Origin of the sequence: Gordonia sp. CPCC 206044, from assembly GCF_048537895.1 — a bacterium.
In the GTDB taxonomy this organism is placed as follows: Bacteria; Actinomycetota; Actinomycetes; order Mycobacteriales; family Mycobacteriaceae; genus Gordonia.
Genome location: NZ_JBCLVL010000009.1, coordinates 1 through 15,392, shown reverse-complemented (window position 1 = coordinate 15,392; position 15,392 = coordinate 1). Strand labels below are relative to the sequence as shown.

The 15,392-nt window shown below is 65.8% G+C and carries 14 protein-coding genes; 5 read left to right on the top strand and 9 right to left on the bottom strand.

Annotated elements, in window-relative coordinates:
* Positions 1-3 precede the first annotated feature (3 nt).
* The 7 genes from AAFP35_RS15465 to AAFP35_RS15435 all read right to left on the bottom strand — a co-directional run bounded on the left by AAFP35_RS15465 (position 4) and on the right by AAFP35_RS15435 (position 6,299).
* Positions 4-1,185 carry an MCE family protein gene (locus tag AAFP35_RS15465; RefSeq protein WP_419222526.1) on the bottom strand — a complete coding sequence of 394 codons (1,182 nt, stop codon included), beginning with the start codon at positions 1,183-1,185 and terminating at the stop codon, positions 4-6.
* Entirely contained in the window at positions 1,182-2,240 is a 1,059-nt protein-coding gene (locus AAFP35_RS15460; RefSeq protein ID WP_419222525.1) for an MCE family protein, read from the bottom strand. The genes AAFP35_RS15465 and AAFP35_RS15460 overlap by 4 nt, the downstream gene beginning before the upstream one ends.
* Positions 2,233-3,411 (bottom strand): MCE family protein, encoded by a 1,179-nt coding sequence (locus AAFP35_RS15455; RefSeq protein ID WP_419222524.1) that lies wholly within the window; start codon positions 3,409-3,411, stop codon positions 2,233-2,235. Before AAFP35_RS15455 ends, AAFP35_RS15460 begins: the two co-directional genes overlap by 8 nt.
* Before the next feature lie 6 nt (positions 3,412-3,417).
* A complete protein-coding gene (locus AAFP35_RS15450) occupies positions 3,418-4,269 on the bottom strand; it encodes an MlaE family ABC transporter permease (RefSeq protein ID WP_419222523.1) in 852 nt (283 codons plus the stop codon).
* 3 nt (positions 4,270-4,272) lie between these two features.
* Positions 4,273-5,037 (bottom strand): MlaE family ABC transporter permease, encoded by a 765-nt coding sequence (locus AAFP35_RS15445; protein WP_419222522.1) that lies wholly within the window; start codon positions 5,035-5,037, stop codon positions 4,273-4,275.
* A gap of 86 nt (positions 5,038-5,123) precedes the next feature.
* Entirely contained in the window at positions 5,124-6,014 is an 891-nt protein-coding gene (locus tag AAFP35_RS15440) for a 3-oxoacyl-ACP reductase (protein WP_419222521.1), read from the bottom strand.
* 96 nt (positions 6,015-6,110) lie between these two features.
* Positions 6,111-6,299: a ferredoxin gene (locus tag AAFP35_RS15435; protein ID WP_419222520.1), complete on the bottom strand. Its 189-nt coding sequence runs from the start codon at positions 6,297-6,299 to the stop codon at positions 6,111-6,113.
* Between the two features lie 162 nt (positions 6,300-6,461).
* Between AAFP35_RS15435 and AAFP35_RS15430 the strand changes: the two genes are divergently transcribed.
* From AAFP35_RS15430 to AAFP35_RS15415, 4 genes are all read left to right on the top strand, one after another.
* Positions 6,462-7,664 carry an acyl-CoA dehydrogenase family protein gene (locus tag AAFP35_RS15430; protein WP_419222519.1) on the top strand — a complete coding sequence of 401 codons (1,203 nt, stop codon included), beginning with the start codon at positions 6,462-6,464 and terminating at the stop codon, positions 7,662-7,664.
* Between the two features lie 300 nt (positions 7,665-7,964).
* Positions 7,965-9,092, top strand: coding sequence for an acyl-CoA dehydrogenase family protein (locus AAFP35_RS15425; protein WP_419222518.1), 1,128 nt, complete (start codon positions 7,965-7,967; stop codon positions 9,090-9,092).
* 3 nt (positions 9,093-9,095) lie between these two features.
* Positions 9,096-10,619: a long-chain-fatty-acid--CoA ligase gene (locus AAFP35_RS15420; RefSeq protein WP_419222517.1), complete on the top strand. Its 1,524-nt coding sequence runs from the start codon at positions 9,096-9,098 to the stop codon at positions 10,617-10,619.
* Positions 10,620-10,720: 101 nt separating this feature from the next.
* Positions 10,721-11,230, top strand: a complete 510-nt coding sequence (locus AAFP35_RS15415; protein ID WP_419222516.1) for an N-acetyltransferase family protein — start codon at positions 10,721-10,723, stop codon at positions 11,228-11,230.
* Positions 11,231-11,314: 84 nt separating this feature from the next.
* On the opposite strand, the gene AAFP35_RS15410 is transcribed toward AAFP35_RS15415, so the two are convergent.
* Together AAFP35_RS15410 and AAFP35_RS15405 are read right to left on the bottom strand one after the other, a co-directional pair.
* Positions 11,315-12,451, bottom strand: coding sequence for an NAD(P)H-dependent flavin oxidoreductase (locus AAFP35_RS15410; RefSeq protein ID WP_419222515.1), 1,137 nt, complete (start codon positions 12,449-12,451; stop codon positions 11,315-11,317).
* Between the two features lie 19 nt (positions 12,452-12,470).
* Positions 12,471-14,090 carry an acyl-CoA synthetase gene (locus AAFP35_RS15405; protein WP_419222514.1) on the bottom strand — a complete coding sequence of 540 codons (1,620 nt, stop codon included), beginning with the start codon at positions 14,088-14,090 and terminating at the stop codon, positions 12,471-12,473.
* Positions 14,091-14,159: 69 nt separating this feature from the next.
* Here AAFP35_RS15405 and AAFP35_RS15400 point away from each other — a divergent pair, with 69 nt between their 5' ends.
* Entirely contained in the window at positions 14,160-14,981 is an 822-nt protein-coding gene (locus AAFP35_RS15400) for a crotonase/enoyl-CoA hydratase family protein (protein WP_419222513.1), read from the top strand.
* Positions 14,982-15,392 lie beyond the last annotated feature (411 nt).

Sequence of the window (15,392 nt, the reverse complement as noted above, 5' to 3'; positions counted from 1 at the left end):
ATGTCAGCCCCCTGACCTGGGTGTCTTTGCCGACGGCCCGGTGCGCTTGGCCTCGCTCCACGCCTGCGGCAGGAGCGGGAACCCGCTGTAGTTGAACGCCTTCCATGCCTCTGGGTACTTCTGCTGCAGCAGCTTCATGAAGGTCGCGGTGTAGTCACCGAACGTACTGACGCCCACCAGTGAGTCGAAGTTGGGACCGTTGGCGACCGCTTCACCGAGCGCGTTGGCGAACGGACCGAGGCGATCGATCGTCTCCTTCAGACTCTTCTCGTTGTCGGTGAGGATCTCCGTCACCCGATCGAGCTTGTTCAGAACGGGTTTCAGCTGTTCGTTGTTGTCCTTGATGAATCCGGAGATCTGGGTGGAGACATCGCGGGTGCCGGTGATGAGTTCCGAGATCGCCGACTGCCGGAACTGCAGTTCGCCGAGCAGCGAGTTGGCATCGACGAGGAGCTTGTTGATCTGCTGGTTGCGATCACCGAGGATCTTGGTGACGTCGTTGGCCTTCGCCAACAGCTCGCGCAACGCGTTGTCACGGTCGGCGACCGACTTCGACAGTCGCGCAACACCGTTCACCGCACCCCTGACTTGATCCGGGGTGTCGGAGAACGTCGCCGACAACGTGTCGAGGGCCTCGTTCAGCTGGCCGGTGTCGGTTTTCGACAGCGTCGACGTCGCGTCGTCGAGGGCGTCGGTCAGCGAGTAGGGCGCCACCGTGTTCTCGTTGGCGATCTCGTCTCCCGGCGCGATCCGGCCCGGACCACGCGGCACGATCGTGAGGTTGCGTCGGCCCAGCACAGTCTCGGTCTTGATCGCGGCCTGGGAGTCGACACCCATGGCGATCTGATCCTTCATCCGGAACTTGACCGCAGCCTTGGTGCCGCGATCGGTGGGCGCGAGGGAGATGCCCTCCACCGTGCCGACGTCCACGCCGGACACCGTCACGATGTCGCCCTTGACCAGACCGCCCGCGTCGTCGAAGTAGACGGTGTAGGTGCTGATCGGAGAGATGTAGGGCAGCTTGTCCATCTGCATGGCCACCACGACCACCATGGCCAGGATGACCACACCGATCACACCCAGCTCGGAGCGGCTGCGTCCGGTGCGCTTCTCCTCGCGCGCGGCATCGGCCTCGTCGGAGTCACTGCGTCGGACCGAGAACAGGCCGCTGAACGGTTTCGTCATTGCGCCGAACACCGCCCGCCTGCCTTGGTGGTGTCTCCGAGCACGTCGTTGGACGTGAAGAAGTACTCCTTGCCGCCGGGGCCCGTGAGTAGCAGGCGGATCCGGCAGAAGTAGATCTGCAGCCACGATCCGTAACTACCGAGGTTCGACAGCTTCTTGTAGTCGGTGGGCAGCCGCGGCAGCAGTGACCGCAGGTACGGTTCGGCGTTCAACAGTTCCTGTGAGGCGCTGCCGGTGTTGGCCACCATCTGCTTCATGTCCGGCCGGGTCGTCTGCAGCAGGTCTGCCAGACCCGTGGTCGTCTTCGACGTCTCGGTCAGCGCGTTACCGATGGTGCCGCGCTGCGCCGACAGGCCACTGACGAGTTTCTGTAGTTGGTCCACGCTGGTGTCGAGTCCCTTGCGGTCGCCCTCGAGGGTGCCCAAGGTGGTGTTGAGATTGTCGATCACGCTGCCGATCAATTGGTCGCGGTCGGCGAGGGCGCTGGTGAACGACGCCGTGTCGCCGAGGAGTTTGTTCAATGCCGGGCCCTGCCCCTGGAAGACCGCCACCAACGACGCGGACAGATCGTTCACCTCGTCGGCGTTCAGCGTGCGGAACAGCGGCTTGAATCCGCCGAGCAGCTTGTCCAGGTCGAGCGCGGGTTCGGTCTGGTCGATGGGGATCTCGCCGCCTGCCGGCAGGAACTCGTCGGCCGAGCCTGCGCCCTGCTGCAGTTCCAGGTACCGATCGCCGGTCAGGTTCTCGTAGCGGATCAACGCGTGTACCGACTTCGGCAGCCGGTACTTGTCGTCCACGGAGAACTTGACCTCGGCCTCGTTGTCCTGGTTGAGCGACACGTTGCCGACGCTGCCGACCTCGACGCCTGCGATCTTGACCTTGCTGCCACCCTTGATCGCCGACGCGCTGCTGAACAGCGCCCGGTAGTCGTCGGAGCTGCCGGAGCGGTAGTTGCTGAACACGATGACCAGGCCGGCGAAGACCAGCACCATGACCACGGCGAAGGCGCCGAGTTTGATCAGTGTCGCGCGGAATGCGCGTGCGCGGTTATCCACGTGGCGGCTCCCCGAACAAAAGTTGGAACAGCTTCTCGCGGTTGGCCTTCGGCTGCTGCCGCGGCTGGTACGGAACCTGCGCGTTGTCGGTCACATAGAACTTCGAGTGTTCCTTGCTCGTCGGATCGCTGAGACCGCCCGCACAGGTGGGTGGTCCTTCGGCGCCCACTCGCGGCAGACTCTGCGGATACCGGTAGGGCTCCTTACCCGGCAGCAGACCCGCGTACAGCAGCAGCGTCCCGTTCTTGCCACCCATGTACGGCTTGGCGATGTCGGCGGCCTTCGCACTGGTGGTGAGGAAGCACTTGATGCCGGGCGACTGGTAACCGATCAACCGGGAGACCGGATCGAGATTCGACAACGTCGAGATGAGGTTCTTCTTCGACGGCGCGATGACGCCGTTGATGGTGTCGGCCATCCCGGTCGCGTTGATCAGCAAGGCGTCCAGGTTCGCCGAGTTGTCCACCAACGTGTCACCGATATGGGTGAAGTTGTCGATGGTGCGCATCAGGTCCGGTGCCGAATCGGCGTACACGTCGGTGGTGGTGACGAGTTCGCTCAGCATCCGATTGAGTTCGGGCAGATGCTTGTTGGTCTTGCCGAGCAACCGGGAGAGTTGGTCGATCGACTTGCCGATGTTGTCCCCGTTGCCCGACAACGCGGTGTCGATCGCACCGACCGTCGCGTTGAGCTTCTCCGGCTGCAGTTTCGCCAACACACTGACGAGCTGCTGGTAGACCGAGTTCAGTTCGACGACCACGTGTTGGGCATCGATGGTCTGTCCCGGTTGCAGCGTTCCGGCGGGGCCGTCGTCGGGCACCACGAAGTTGACCGCCTTGGCACCGAAGATCGTGTTCGACTTGATGTCGGCACTCACGTTGCCCGGGATCTGCGACATCTGATCGGACGCGATGTCGAGGTACAGAACGGCGTGACCACCGCTCTCACTGATCGACTGGACCCGCCCGACCTCGACGCCGCGCAACTTCACCTTGGCGTCGGGGCTCATCACCAGGCCTGCTCGCGGAGCCTGCAGGGTGACGCGCTGGGTGGAGTCGAACCAGCCGAGGAACTGTCCGGCCGCGGCCGCGATGATCGCGACCAACGAGCCGACCATGATCACTGCCGCCGTGCGCCGGACCGCCCGGCTGCGCTCCTGTCGTTTTGCCATCGTCGTCTATCCCGCCAGGTTGAACTTGCCATCGGCGCCGTAGATGGCGAGCGAGGTGAGCAGTGTGATCACGACCACAACAACGAGGGAGGCGCGGACCGCGTTCCCGACCGCGACGCCGACGCCCACCGGCCCGCCGGAGGCGTTGTACCCGTAGTAGGTGTGGATGAGCATCACCGCGACCGCCATACAGATCGCCTGCACGAACGACCAGAGGATGTCCGACGGGATCAGGAACGTGTCGAAGTAGTGGTCGTAGACACCGGGCGACTGTCCGTAGAGCACCACCGTCGCAAAACGGCTGGCGACGAACGAGGCCAGTGATGCCAGTGCGTAGAGCGGGATGATCGCGATCAATCCGGCCACGATACGGGTGCTGACCAGGTACGGAATGGAGGAGATCGCCATCGTCTCGAGCGCGTCGATCTCCTCGCTGACCCTCATGGCACCGAGTTGCGCCGTCGCGCCCGCGCCGATCGTCGCCGCGAGCGCGATGCCCGCGATGACGGGGACCGCGATGCGCACGTTGATGAACGCCGAGAAGAAGCCGGTCAGCGCCTCGACACCGATGTTGGCCAGCGAACTGTAGCCCTGCACCGCGATGGTTCCGCCGGTGAACAGAGTGAGGAAGCCGACCACCACGACGGTGCCGCCGATCATGGCCAGCGCACCGGTGCCCATCGAGATCTCCGCGATGAGGCGCAGGGTTTCCTTCTTGTAGTGCTTGATGGCACGGGGGATCGCGACGAGGCTGTCCCAATAGAAGAAGGCCTGATCGCCGATCTGATCCCAGTCTTCGCCTGCGCGCTTGACCGCGATGCGGGCAGTACGGAGCCGGGTGGTGAAGGGAAGAACCATGCCTCAGCCCGCCGTTGCCTTGAGTCCGACCGCCGTGACGACGACGTTGACGACGAACAGCGCCATGAACGAGTACACGACGGTCTCGTTGACGGCGTCGCCGACACCCTTTGCGCCGCCCTTGACGTTCAGTCCCTGATAACAGCCGACCATGCCGGCAAACAGGCCGAACAACGCCGCCTTGACCATGGAGATCATCAGCTCCCCGAATCCGGTCAGCAACGTGAGGTTGGCGATGAATGCGCCGGGGTTCACGTCCTGCAGGAACACCGAGAACATGAAGCCACCGCCGATACCGATGGTGCAGACGAGGCTGTTCAGCAGCACGGCGACTCCGGTGGACGCGATGATGCGCGGCACCACGAGGCGATGAATCGGGTTGATACCCAACACCTTCATCGCGTCGATCTCTTCGCGGATCGTCCGGGCACCGAGGTCTGCGCAGATCGCGGTGGCACCGGCGCCTGCGACGATGAGCACGGTGACGATCGGTCCGATCTGTGTGATCGTGCCGAGCGCCGCGCCCGCCCCCGAGAGATCCTGCGCACCGATCTCGCGCAGGAGGATGTTCAGGGTGAAACTGACGAGGACCGTGAACGGGATGGCCACCAGCAATGTGGGCACCATCGACACACGGGCGATCGCCCACGACTGCTCGACCGTCTCACGCCACTGAAATGGACGACGGAGCAACTCCCTCGTCGATTCGACCCCCAGTGAGACGAAGTCCCCTACGCCTGACATAGGCGCGGCGAGCTTCTCTAACACCAGCACTCCTTACCCCCCGGGTACCCTAGGCCGCGGTGCTCGCACGGAGCATCGCGAACCTATCACGCACCCCTACTCAGATCTGGTCAGTTGACCAGTTCACTCGCCGAGAACATTCGGTTGGCGTCTCGACCGGCAAAGTAGCTGGTCAAAGTCTTCGTCAGAGCACTGGAGTCCCACGCGTCACCGACCGCGGTGAAGGTCTCCTCCACCGTCGGAGCAGCCATCAGCATCACCTTGGGACCATAGACCACGAACACCTGACCGGTGACGTCGTCGGCCTCGGCGGACGCCAGGAAGTTCACCAGGCGAACGACGTGCTCGGGGGACAGCGGATCGACACCGTCCGTCGGGGCCTCACCGAAGACCGCTTCGGTCATACCCGTCCGCGCACGCGGGCAGATGGCATTGGCCCGCACGCCGTACCGCCGCAGGGCACGCGCCGCCGACAACGTGAGGGCGGTGATACCCGCCTTGGCCGCCCCGTAGTTGGCTTGCCCCTCCGGCCCGAGCAACCCGGCCTCCGACGACGTGTTGATGAGTCGGCCGTAGACCGGGCCGCCTGCCGCCTTGGAGGCGGCACGCCAGTGGCTCGCCGCGTTGCGGTTGAGCAGGAAGTGTCCGCGCAGATGAACACGGATGACCTGGTCCCACTCGTCGTCGGACATGTTGAACAGCATCTTGTCCCGGGTGATCCCGGCGTTGCTCATCACGACGTCGAGGCCGCCGAGATCCTCGGTTGCGGTGCGCATGATCTCGGTCGCGGTCGCCGAGTCCGAGATGTCACCGGCGACAGCGACCCCCCGGCCACCATCGGCTGCGATGACGTCGAGGACATCACTTGCCTCCAACGAACTCGCGAGATCGTTCACGATCACCGATGCGCCTTGCGCGGCAAGGCCGATGGCCTCAGCTCGCCCAAGACCCGCACCGGCTCCGGTGACGACCGCCACACGTCCATCCAACGACCGACCCACGCCAGTTCCTTTCCCGAGGCTGCAGAAAAACTAGAACCTGTTCTAGCATGATCGCGCTCAGACCGGAACCGGTTGGTCAGAATTGGTGCGATGTCGTCACTCGAGACTCAGCGCCGACTTCGGGCAACTCGCGACAACCTGACGCAGCTCCTCTTCACGCTCGGTGGGGATGTCCTCCTGAAGAATCACCAGGTAGTCGTCGTCGTCCAGGTCAAAGACATCAGGTGCCATACCCACACAGATGGCGTTGGACTCGCACAGGTCGAAATCTGCCTTGATTCGCATACCGATACTCCTTCTCCCGACTGATCGTCTGGTTGACGGGCTGTGTTGAACAGGTTAGAACGTGTTTCAGAAGTTGGCGAGCATGTGTTCGCCGCCACAGGGCTGTCCGCAGCGTTTCACCACCAAATATCTCATCCATCCGAAAAGGACACGGAGACCCCGATGCGCATCGCATACACCGAACAACAGGCCGAACTCCGTCGGGAGTTGCGCTCGTACTTCGCAGCGCTGATGACCGACGACCGTCGCGCCGCACTGAGCGGAGGCGACGGGGAGATCGGCGAAGGGGACGCGTACCGCGATGTCGTCGCCCAGATGGGATCCGACGGGTGGCTCGCGTTGGGCTGGCCGACCGAGTACGGCGGCCACAACCGCTCGATGATGGACCAGTTGATCTTCACCGACGAGGCCGCCATCGCCGGCGCACCGGTGCCGTTCCTGACCATCAACTCCGTGGCGCCGACGATCATGCACTACGGCACCGACGAGCAGAAATCGTTCTTCCTGCCCAAGATCGCCGCCGGTCAGTTGCACTTCTCCATCGGCTACTCGGAACCGGGCGCGGGCACCGATCTCGCTGCACTGCGCACCACCGCGGTTCGCGACGGCGACGACTACGTGATCAACGGCCAGAAGATGTGGACATCGCTGGTCGCCTACGCCGACTACATCTGGCTCGCCTGCCGTACCGATCCCTCGACCCTCGAGGCGGGCGGCAAAAAGCACAAGGGCATCTCGATGCTGATCGTGCCCGCCGACTCCGAGGGCTTCAGCTACACGCCGGTGCACACCATGGCCGGCGTGGACACCAGCGCCACCTATTACCAGGACGTGCGCGTGCCGACGTCTGCACTCGTCGGCGAGGAAGGTGGCGGCTGGGCGCTGGTCACCAACCAGCTCAACAACGAGCGCGTGGCGCTGTGCAGCGCGGCGCCCATCCAGACCGCCCTGCGCGAGACCATCGCGTGGGCGCAGCAGACCAAGACCGGCGACGGTCAGCGTGTCATCGACGCACCGTGGGTGCAGTCGAACCTGGCCCGCGTGCACGCCAAGGTCGAGTTCCTGAAGCTGATCAACTGGAAGATCGCCTCGCAGGCCGCGTCCGGCGACGCACCGAGTCCGGCCGATGCGTCGGCCACCAAGGTCTTCGGCACCGAGTTCGCCACCGAGGCGTACCGGCTGCTCATGGAGGTCGTCGGTCCGGCCGCGACGCTGCGTCAGGGCTCCACGGGAGCACACCTCAACGGACGCCTCGAGCGGTTCCAGCGCACGTCGCTGATCTTGACCTTCGGCGGCGGCACCAACGAGGTCCAGCGCGACATCATCGGCATGCTCGCCCTCGGTCTGCCCGCCGCCCGCCGCTGACCCGCACCGCCGGTCGAGTGGCGCCCCGCCCCCGCCGCATCCCCGCCGGTCGAGTAGCGCCCCCGCCGGTCGAGTAGCGCCCCCGCCGGTCGAGTAGCGCCCCCGCCGGTCGAGTAGCGACGAGCGAGCTTGCGAGCCCGACGCGTATCGAGACCACAGGCACCACCGATCGAGCCAGCATCCCCGCCGGTCGAGTAGCGACGAGCGAGCTTGCGAGCCCGACGCGTATCGAGACCACCACCGACGACCACCAACCCGCCGACCACACCCCACCTCGAGAACCGAAAGAAGCCCCACACCATGGATTTCACACTCCCCGAATCCGGCGAGGACGTCCGCGGTCTCGCCCGCGACATCGCAGGCAAGGTCAGCACACCCGAGCGCGTCGCCGAACTCGAGACCACGTCCGCCCCGATCGACGACACGCTGTGGCGTGAGCTCGGCACGGCAGGTCTGCTCGGCCTCGAGGTGCCGTCGTCGCTGGCCGGAGATCGCGGCGGCGACCTGGGCCCGATCGAGAACTCCGTCGTCACCGAGGAACTCGGCCGGACCCTGGCGCGAGTCCCGTTCGGTGCGCACGCCTTCGCCGCCCTGCCCGTGCTGGCGGCCCGCGGTACCGCGGCGCTGCACAACTGGGCGCTCGGTGCCGCTGCCGGTGGCGAGATCGTCGTGACGGTGGCCTTCGAAGAAGACCTCGGCGTCGACGTCACCACTCCCGCGACAACGCTCGGAGACACCCTGTCGGGCACCAAGGTCGACGTCCCCTACGGCGAGGCCGCCGACGTCTACGTGGTCAACGCGTCCGGCCCCGACGGCCCGGTCGCCGTCGTGGTGCGTGCCGACGACCCCGGGGTACGCGTCACCGCCACGCCGACCACGGGCCGCATCCCGACCGCGCAACTCGACCTGTCCGACGTGCCGATCGACGCCGATCGCATCCTCGGTGGAGGGCTCACCGCGGTGGTCGAGCTCGCCGACCGCATGACCCTCGCGATCTGCGCCGAGCAGGCGGGAATCGTGTCGCGCGCACTCGAGCTGACCGCGGAGTACGCCCGCGAACGCGAGCAGTTCGGTCGGCAGATCGGCTCGTTCCAGGCTGTCGCGCAACGTCTCGCCGACGGCTACATCGACGCACAGGGCCTCTCGCTGACCACAACCCAGGCCGCCTGGCTGTTGTCACAGACCGGCGACAGTGCCGGCGCCGACGTGGAGATCCACACCGCGATCGCGACCGCCAAGTTCTGGGCCGCCGAGGCAGGCCACCGTGTCGCCCACACCACGGTGCACGTCCACGGTGGAGTCGGCCTGGACACCAGCCATCCGGTGCACCGGTACTTCTTGCGCGCCAAGCAGAATGAGTTCGCTCTCGGCTCGGCACCGGTCGTGCTGCGTGCCATCGGCGCCGAGCTCGCGGCAGCCCCGGCCTGATCCATGACCACCGACACCGCGGCGGCCACGCTGACCTCGCTGCTGACACCACTCGCCGACGTCGACGATCGAGGGCTGTGGTTCGAGGGGCAATTCGTCTCCTGGCGGGACCATCTCGGTCACGCGGGTGCCGTGGCCGCTGCGGTTCGGGGCCTGCTGAGCGACGACGGACCACCGCATGTCGGGGTCCTGCTGACCAACACACCCGAGTTCGCATCGCTGATCGCCGGGGCAGTCCTCGACGGCTACGTGATCGCCGGACTCAACACCACGCGGCGCGGGGCATCGCTGGCCGCCGACGTCGCACGGGCGGACTGCCAGGTCGTGTTCGTGTCCGACGACACCGCCGCGCTGGTGGACGGCCTCGATCTCGGCGTCCCGGTGATCAACGTGGACTCCGACCGGTGGCAACGGCAGGTGGCCACCCACGTCGGCCCGTCTGCGCCGCACCGGGCCGATGTCGACGGCGACGACCTGCTCATGCTGATCTTCACCTCGGGCACCACCGGCGATCCGAAAGCGGTCCGGTGTACCCACCGAACCTTTGCCGCCGCGGGCAAGATGCTCGCCGACAGGTTCGAGATCGGCGCCGACGATGTCGTGTACCTGTCCATGCCGATGTTCCACTCGAATGCGATGATCGCCGGCTGGACGGTCGCGGTGGCCGGCGGAGCGTCGATCGCCTTGCGCCGCAGCTTCTCTGCCCGCGGCTTCGTCGCCGATGTGCGACGGTACGGCGTCACGTATGCGAACTACGTCGGCAAACCGTTGAACTACATCCTCGCCACCGAGGCATCCGACGACGATGCCAAATGCTCGTTGCGCATCATGTACGGCAACGAGGCGTCCGCGCGTGATCGCCGACGGTTCGCCGAACGCTTCGGCTGCCGGGTGATCGACGGCTTCGGTTCCACCGAGGGCGGGGTGGCCATCACCCGCACCCCCGACACACCCGACGACGCCCTCGGCCCTCTTCGTGCGCCGACCGCCGTCGTCGACCCGGAGACCGGCGCGCCGCTCGGACCCGGCGAGGTGGGAGAACTCGTGAACACTTCTGGGCCCGGACTTTTCAACGGGTACTACCGTGACCCCGATGCCACCGAGGAGCGATTGCGCGACGGCGTTTACCACACCGGCGATCTGGCATGGGTCGACGATGCGGGCTACATCTACTTCGCGGGCCGCCTGGGCGATTGGCTCCGAGTCGACGGCGAGAATCTCGCCACCGGACCGATCGAGCGAATCCTGCTGCGCCATCCCGCGATTCGTCAGGTTGCGGTCTTCGGTGTGGCGGTGGAGATCGGTGACGAGATCGAGGCCGTCCTCGTTGTGCAGGGTGCTCTCACCGCGTCCGAGTTGACCGACTTCCTCGCCACACAAGGCGATCTCGGCCCGAAACAATGGCCCCATCGGATCCGCATCGTCGACGCGCTACCCGAGACCGCCACGTTCAAGACGGTCAAACGCGTCCTGCGCGACGCCGCCGAACCGCCCACCTGGGTACGTGAGGGCCACACCTACCGCTAGCGGTGAGAACCCGCCCTGTCCCGCGGGCGGGTGAAGGTCGTCGTCGGATGGATGTCGGTATTTCGGTCGACCGCACACCTGAACTCTGACACGATTCGTGCATGCTCGTCGTACGCGGGGCCACCCCGGACGACGCGATCGGCGTCGCCCGAGAACATGTGCGCGCATGGCAGACGGGTTACCGGGGCCTGCTGCCCGATGAGGGCCTCGACGGGATGCGGCCCGCTGATCGTGCCACTCGCTACACGTTCGGCCTCACCGGGCGTGACGACCCGCAGACGCTTGTCGCGGCCGACGAAGTCGGAATGATCCACGGACATGTGACGCTGGGCCCGGCGCGGGGTGTCGACAGCCGAGCGGTCGGCGAGATCTGGTCGTTCTACGTGGATCCGGATTCCTGGGGACTCGGCGTGGGCCGGGTACTGATGTCCTCCGCGCGCACCAGGCTGACCGAACTCGGACGTACCGAGGCGTTCTTGTGGGTACTCGCGGGAAACGAACGTGCACAACGCTTTTACCTGCGTGACGGATGGACCCCCGATGGAAGCCGACGCACGGACGAGATCTGGGGAGCCACCGTCCAGGAGCTCCGGTTACACACCCGACTCTGAACGCGGAGCGGGCCGCCACGACATCATTTGTCGCGACGGCCCGCTCCGGTAGCGGCGGTGTGGGACCTCAGCCCCACGTTCTGTTCAACCCAGCGTCTTGTTCAACCTCGCCACCGCCTGTTCGTACTCGCTGACGATGTCGGCGATCATGTCGGCGACCGGCGTGATCTCGTTGCAGCGTCCGACGATCTGACCGGCCGGCATGGCGACCACCTCGGGGTCGTCGGCCGCCGAGATCCGAGCATGCGCCTCCGCAACGAGCAGATTCTGCAACGGCATGGGCAGCGCGTCAGGGGCTCCGGGCGCATCCCAGGCGTCGGTCCACTTGGTCTTGAGCAGTCGCGCCGGTTTGCCCGAGTAGATCCGGCGGCGCACCGTGTCGCGCGACGTCGCGCTCAGCAGCGCGCGCTGCACCGTCGACGGCCCCTGTGCACCGGGCTCGATTCCGAGCTTGTACTCGGCTGCGGTCAACCAGTAGGTCCCCATCCAGACCCCTTGTGCACCGAGCGCGATCGCTGCGGCGACCTGCCGCCCGCTGCCGACACCGCCGGCTGCGAGCACCGGTGCGCTGTCGCCGACAGCATCCACCAACTCCGGCCAGAGGATCATCGACGTGACCTCACCGGTGTGTCCACCACCCTCGTATCCCTGCGCGATGACGATGTCCACACCCGCCTCGACATGGCGTAGCGCATGGTCTTTCGCACCGGCGAGCGCCGCCACCGCGACACCGTTGTCGTGTGCGGTCGCGATGACGTCGGCCGGCGGGGAACCGAGCGCGTTGGCGATCAGCTTGATCTGACCGTACTTACGGGTGTGCTCCATGGCGACGTCGACGTGCGAACGCGCCACCGAGTGCAGCCACCCCAGGACACCGGCGTCCACGCGCTCCCCATTGGGCAACGGCGGCACACCCAGATCTGCGAGGGTGCGTTCCACGAACGCCTTGTGTTCCGGCGGGATCATCGAGTCGAGGTCCACCTTGCTGCCCTCGGTGGGGATCTTTGCAGGCATCACGATGTCGACGCCGAACGGCTTGCCGTCGGTGTTCTCGTGCATCCACTCGAGGACCTCGTCGAGTTCGTCTGCGTCGTTGAAACGCACACAACCCAGCACGCCCATACCGCCCGCGCGACTGATCGCGGCCGCCACGTCCTGGCTCGGAGTGAACCCGAAGATCGGGTAGTCGATGCCGAAGCGCTCGGCGAGTTCGGTACGCATTGTCACTCTTCTCCGGCGCCTACAGCGCCTCGTCCGCGGGTCGTTCCTGGGTGATGCCGGCACCCCACCGGTAATCGGGTTTGCCTGCCGGCGACCGCTTGATCTCGTCGACGAACCAGACGCTGCGCGGGCACTTGTAGCCCGCGAGTTCCTTGCGCACCACGTCATTGAGGTCGGCCAACGCGGGCCGCGCGCCGTCACGCGTCGCGATGACCGCGGTCACCCGCTGCCCCCAGCGCTCGTCGGCGACGCCGACGACGACGGTGTCGAAGACGTCGGGATGGGCCTTGAGGGCCGCCTCGACCTCCTCCGGGAACACCTTCTCGCCGCCGGTGTTGATCGACACCGAACCGCGGCCGAGCATCGTGATCGCACCGTCGGACTCGATCTGCGCGAAATCGCCGGGCAGCGAATAGCGGACCCCGTTGAACTCCTTGAAGGTCTTGGCCGACTTCTCCGGATCATTGTGATAGCGCAGCGGGATGTGGCCGGTACGGGCCAGTACGCCGATCTCGCCGCTGCCCGGTTCGACCGGGGTGCCGTCTTCACGGAGCACATGTGTCTCGCTGTCGGCGTTCACCCGTGGCCCGCCGGTGTGCGGCGAATCCTTCGACGCCACACCGAGACCGCCGAATCCGGTCTCCGACGACCCGATGGCATCGATGATCACCGCATTCGGGAACCGATCGATGAACTGTTCCTTGACGCTCGGCGAGAACAGGCACGCCGACGATGCGATGGACACCACGCTGCTCAGGTCGTGGTCGTCGTTGTCGGCCAGCGCCTCGATCATCGGACGCCCCATGGCATCTCCGGTGATGAACACGACGTTGACCTTGTGCTTCGCGATGATGTCCCAGGCGCGATCTCCACTGAAGTCGGGATACACCACCGCTTTTCCGCCACCGAACAGCGCCTGGAAGATCGCCCACTGCGAGCCACCGTGAATGAACGGCGGGATCGGGAACCGCACGAGTTGCCCACCGTCGGCGCCCTCGCGGGCCAACTGCCATTCGTCGGCCACGGGAGTGCTGGTGTACCAGTCGATTCCACCGCCGAGAACGCGCCACACGTCCTCCTGGCGCCACACCACGCCCTTGGGCTTACCGGTGGTGCCGCCGGTGTAGAGCATGTACAGGTCGTCGTCGGAACGCTCCTCGAAGTCGCGCGCGGTCGACGATTCCGTGATCGCGTCCTCGTATCGGATCGCACTGTCGAGGCCGGGGGCTTGCGCGTCGCTGCCGTCCTCGACGACGATCCGATGCCGGATCGACGGCGCTTTCGGCAACGTGTTCCACACCCGGTCGGCGTACTGACGCTCATGGATCAGCACACTCATCCCGGAGTCGGTGAAGATGTGCTCGAGTTCGGCTTCCACATACCGGTAGTTGACGTTCACCATGACCGCGCGGGCCTTGAAGATGGCCACCATCGACTCGACGGCTTCGATGGTGTTTCGGCTGTACAACCCCACTCGATCCCCCGGCTGCACACCGAGGTCGCGGAGTTTGTGGGCGAGCGCGTTGGAACGCGCCTCGAGTTCGGCGTAGGTGCGACTCACGCCGTCGGATTCCAGGGCCGTCCGCTCGGGGACGAGGTCGACGGCATGCTCGATGAGGTCGGCAATCGTATAGGCCATGGCTTCAAAATTAGAACGTGTTATCGTTCTGAGCAAGCAGCAATCATCCATGGATTCGCGAGGACGACGATGACCACACTTGCCGGTTCCGACAACTCCACCGACCAGGCTCCGCACTGCCTCGTCGAGAAGCGCGGCCACGTTCTGATCGTCACGATGAATCGGCCGGAGGCCCGTAATGCGCTGTCGGCCGAGATGATGTCGATCATGGTCGACGCCTGGGACCGCGTGGACAACGATCCCGAGATCCGGGTGGCCGTGCTCACCGGTGCGGGCGGCGCGTTCTGCGCCGGTATGGACCTCAAGGCGATGAACAAGAACTCCCCCGGCGACACCGTCGATCAGGGGTCCTGGAATCCCGCCAGCCTGCCCGCCCTGCTCAAAGGTCGACGCCTGACCAAGCCGCTCATCGCCGCGGTCGAGGGGCCGGCCATCGCGGGTGGCACCGAGATCCTGCAGGGCACCGACATCCGCGTCGCAGGCGAGAAGGCCAAGTTCGGCGTCGCCGAGGCACGCTGGGGCCTGTTCCCCTTGGGCGGCAGCGCAGTTCGCCTACCCCGACAGATCCCGTACACGATCGCCGCAGACCTGCTGCTGACCGGCCGGCACATCACCGCGTCAGAGGCCAAGGAATACGGACTGATCGGCTACGTCGTCCCCGACGGCTCCGCACTCGACAAGGCGCTGGAGATCGCCGAGAGCATCGCCGCCAACGGCCCGTTGGCCGTGCAGGCGATCCTCAAGACGATGCGCGACACCGAGGGCATGCACGAACTCGAGGCCTTCGAGCTCGAGTCCAAGCTGGGCATCTCGGTGTTCAAGAGCAAGGATGCCAAGGTGGGCCCGAAAGCGTTCGCCAACAAGGAGAAGCCGGTCTTCACCGGCGAGTGACGTAAGCACGTTCTCCGTTTCGCCGGTCGCTCCCCGCGCCGGTGACCCACACGCCGGTCACTCCCCACACGCCGGTCGAGTAGTTCGAGGCGCAAAGCCGAGAACGTATCGAGACCAAGCCCCAAGGCCTCGATACGCTCTCGCCTAGCGGCTCGAGCTACTCGACCATCACACGGCTCGAACTACTCGACCACCAGAACCCTCGCGCACCACGCCGGTCGCTCCACACGCCGGACACCCCCACACGCCGGTCGCTCCTCCTCGCCGGTCGCTCCTTCTCGCCGGTCGCTCCTTCTCGCCGGTCGCTCCTTCTCGCCGGTCGAGTAGTTCGAGGCGCAAAGCCGAGAACGTATCGAGACTGTGAGAATGAGGTCAGGTGTTCGCCGCGGTGTGGCGAGCGCCAGTGACGGC

Coding starts and splice junctions, on each gene's coding strand:
- AAFP35_RS15435 (WP_419222520.1), bottom strand. CDS start 6,299: ATGCGAATCAAGGCAGATTTCGACCTGTGCGAGTCCAACGCCATCTGT.
- AAFP35_RS15450 (WP_419222523.1), bottom strand. CDS start 4,269: ATGGTTCTTCCCTTCACCACCCGGCTCCGTACTGCCCGCATCGCGGTC.
- AAFP35_RS15410 (WP_419222515.1), bottom strand. CDS start 12,451: ATGCGTACCGAACTCGCCGAGCGCTTCGGCATCGACTACCCGATCTTC.
- AAFP35_RS15465 (WP_419222526.1), bottom strand. CDS start 1,185: ATGACGAAACCGTTCAGCGGCCTGTTCTCGGTCCGACGCAGTGACTCC.
- AAFP35_RS15400 (WP_419222513.1), top strand. CDS start 14,160: ATGACCACACTTGCCGGTTCCGACAACTCCACCGACCAGGCTCCGCAC.
- AAFP35_RS15455 (WP_419222524.1), bottom strand. CDS start 3,411: ATGGCAAAACGACAGGAGCGCAGCCGGGCGGTCCGGCGCACGGCGGCA.
- AAFP35_RS15405 (WP_419222514.1), bottom strand. CDS start 14,090: ATGGCCTATACGATTGCCGACCTCATCGAGCATGCCGTCGACCTCGTC.
- AAFP35_RS15420 (WP_419222517.1), top strand. CDS start 9,096: ATGACCACCGACACCGCGGCGGCCACGCTGACCTCGCTGCTGACACCA.
- AAFP35_RS15425 (WP_419222518.1), top strand. CDS start 7,965: ATGGATTTCACACTCCCCGAATCCGGCGAGGACGTCCGCGGTCTCGCC.
- AAFP35_RS15430 (WP_419222519.1), top strand. CDS start 6,462: ATGCGCATCGCATACACCGAACAACAGGCCGAACTCCGTCGGGAGTTG.
- AAFP35_RS15415 (WP_419222516.1), top strand. CDS start 10,721: ATGCTCGTCGTACGCGGGGCCACCCCGGACGACGCGATCGGCGTCGCC.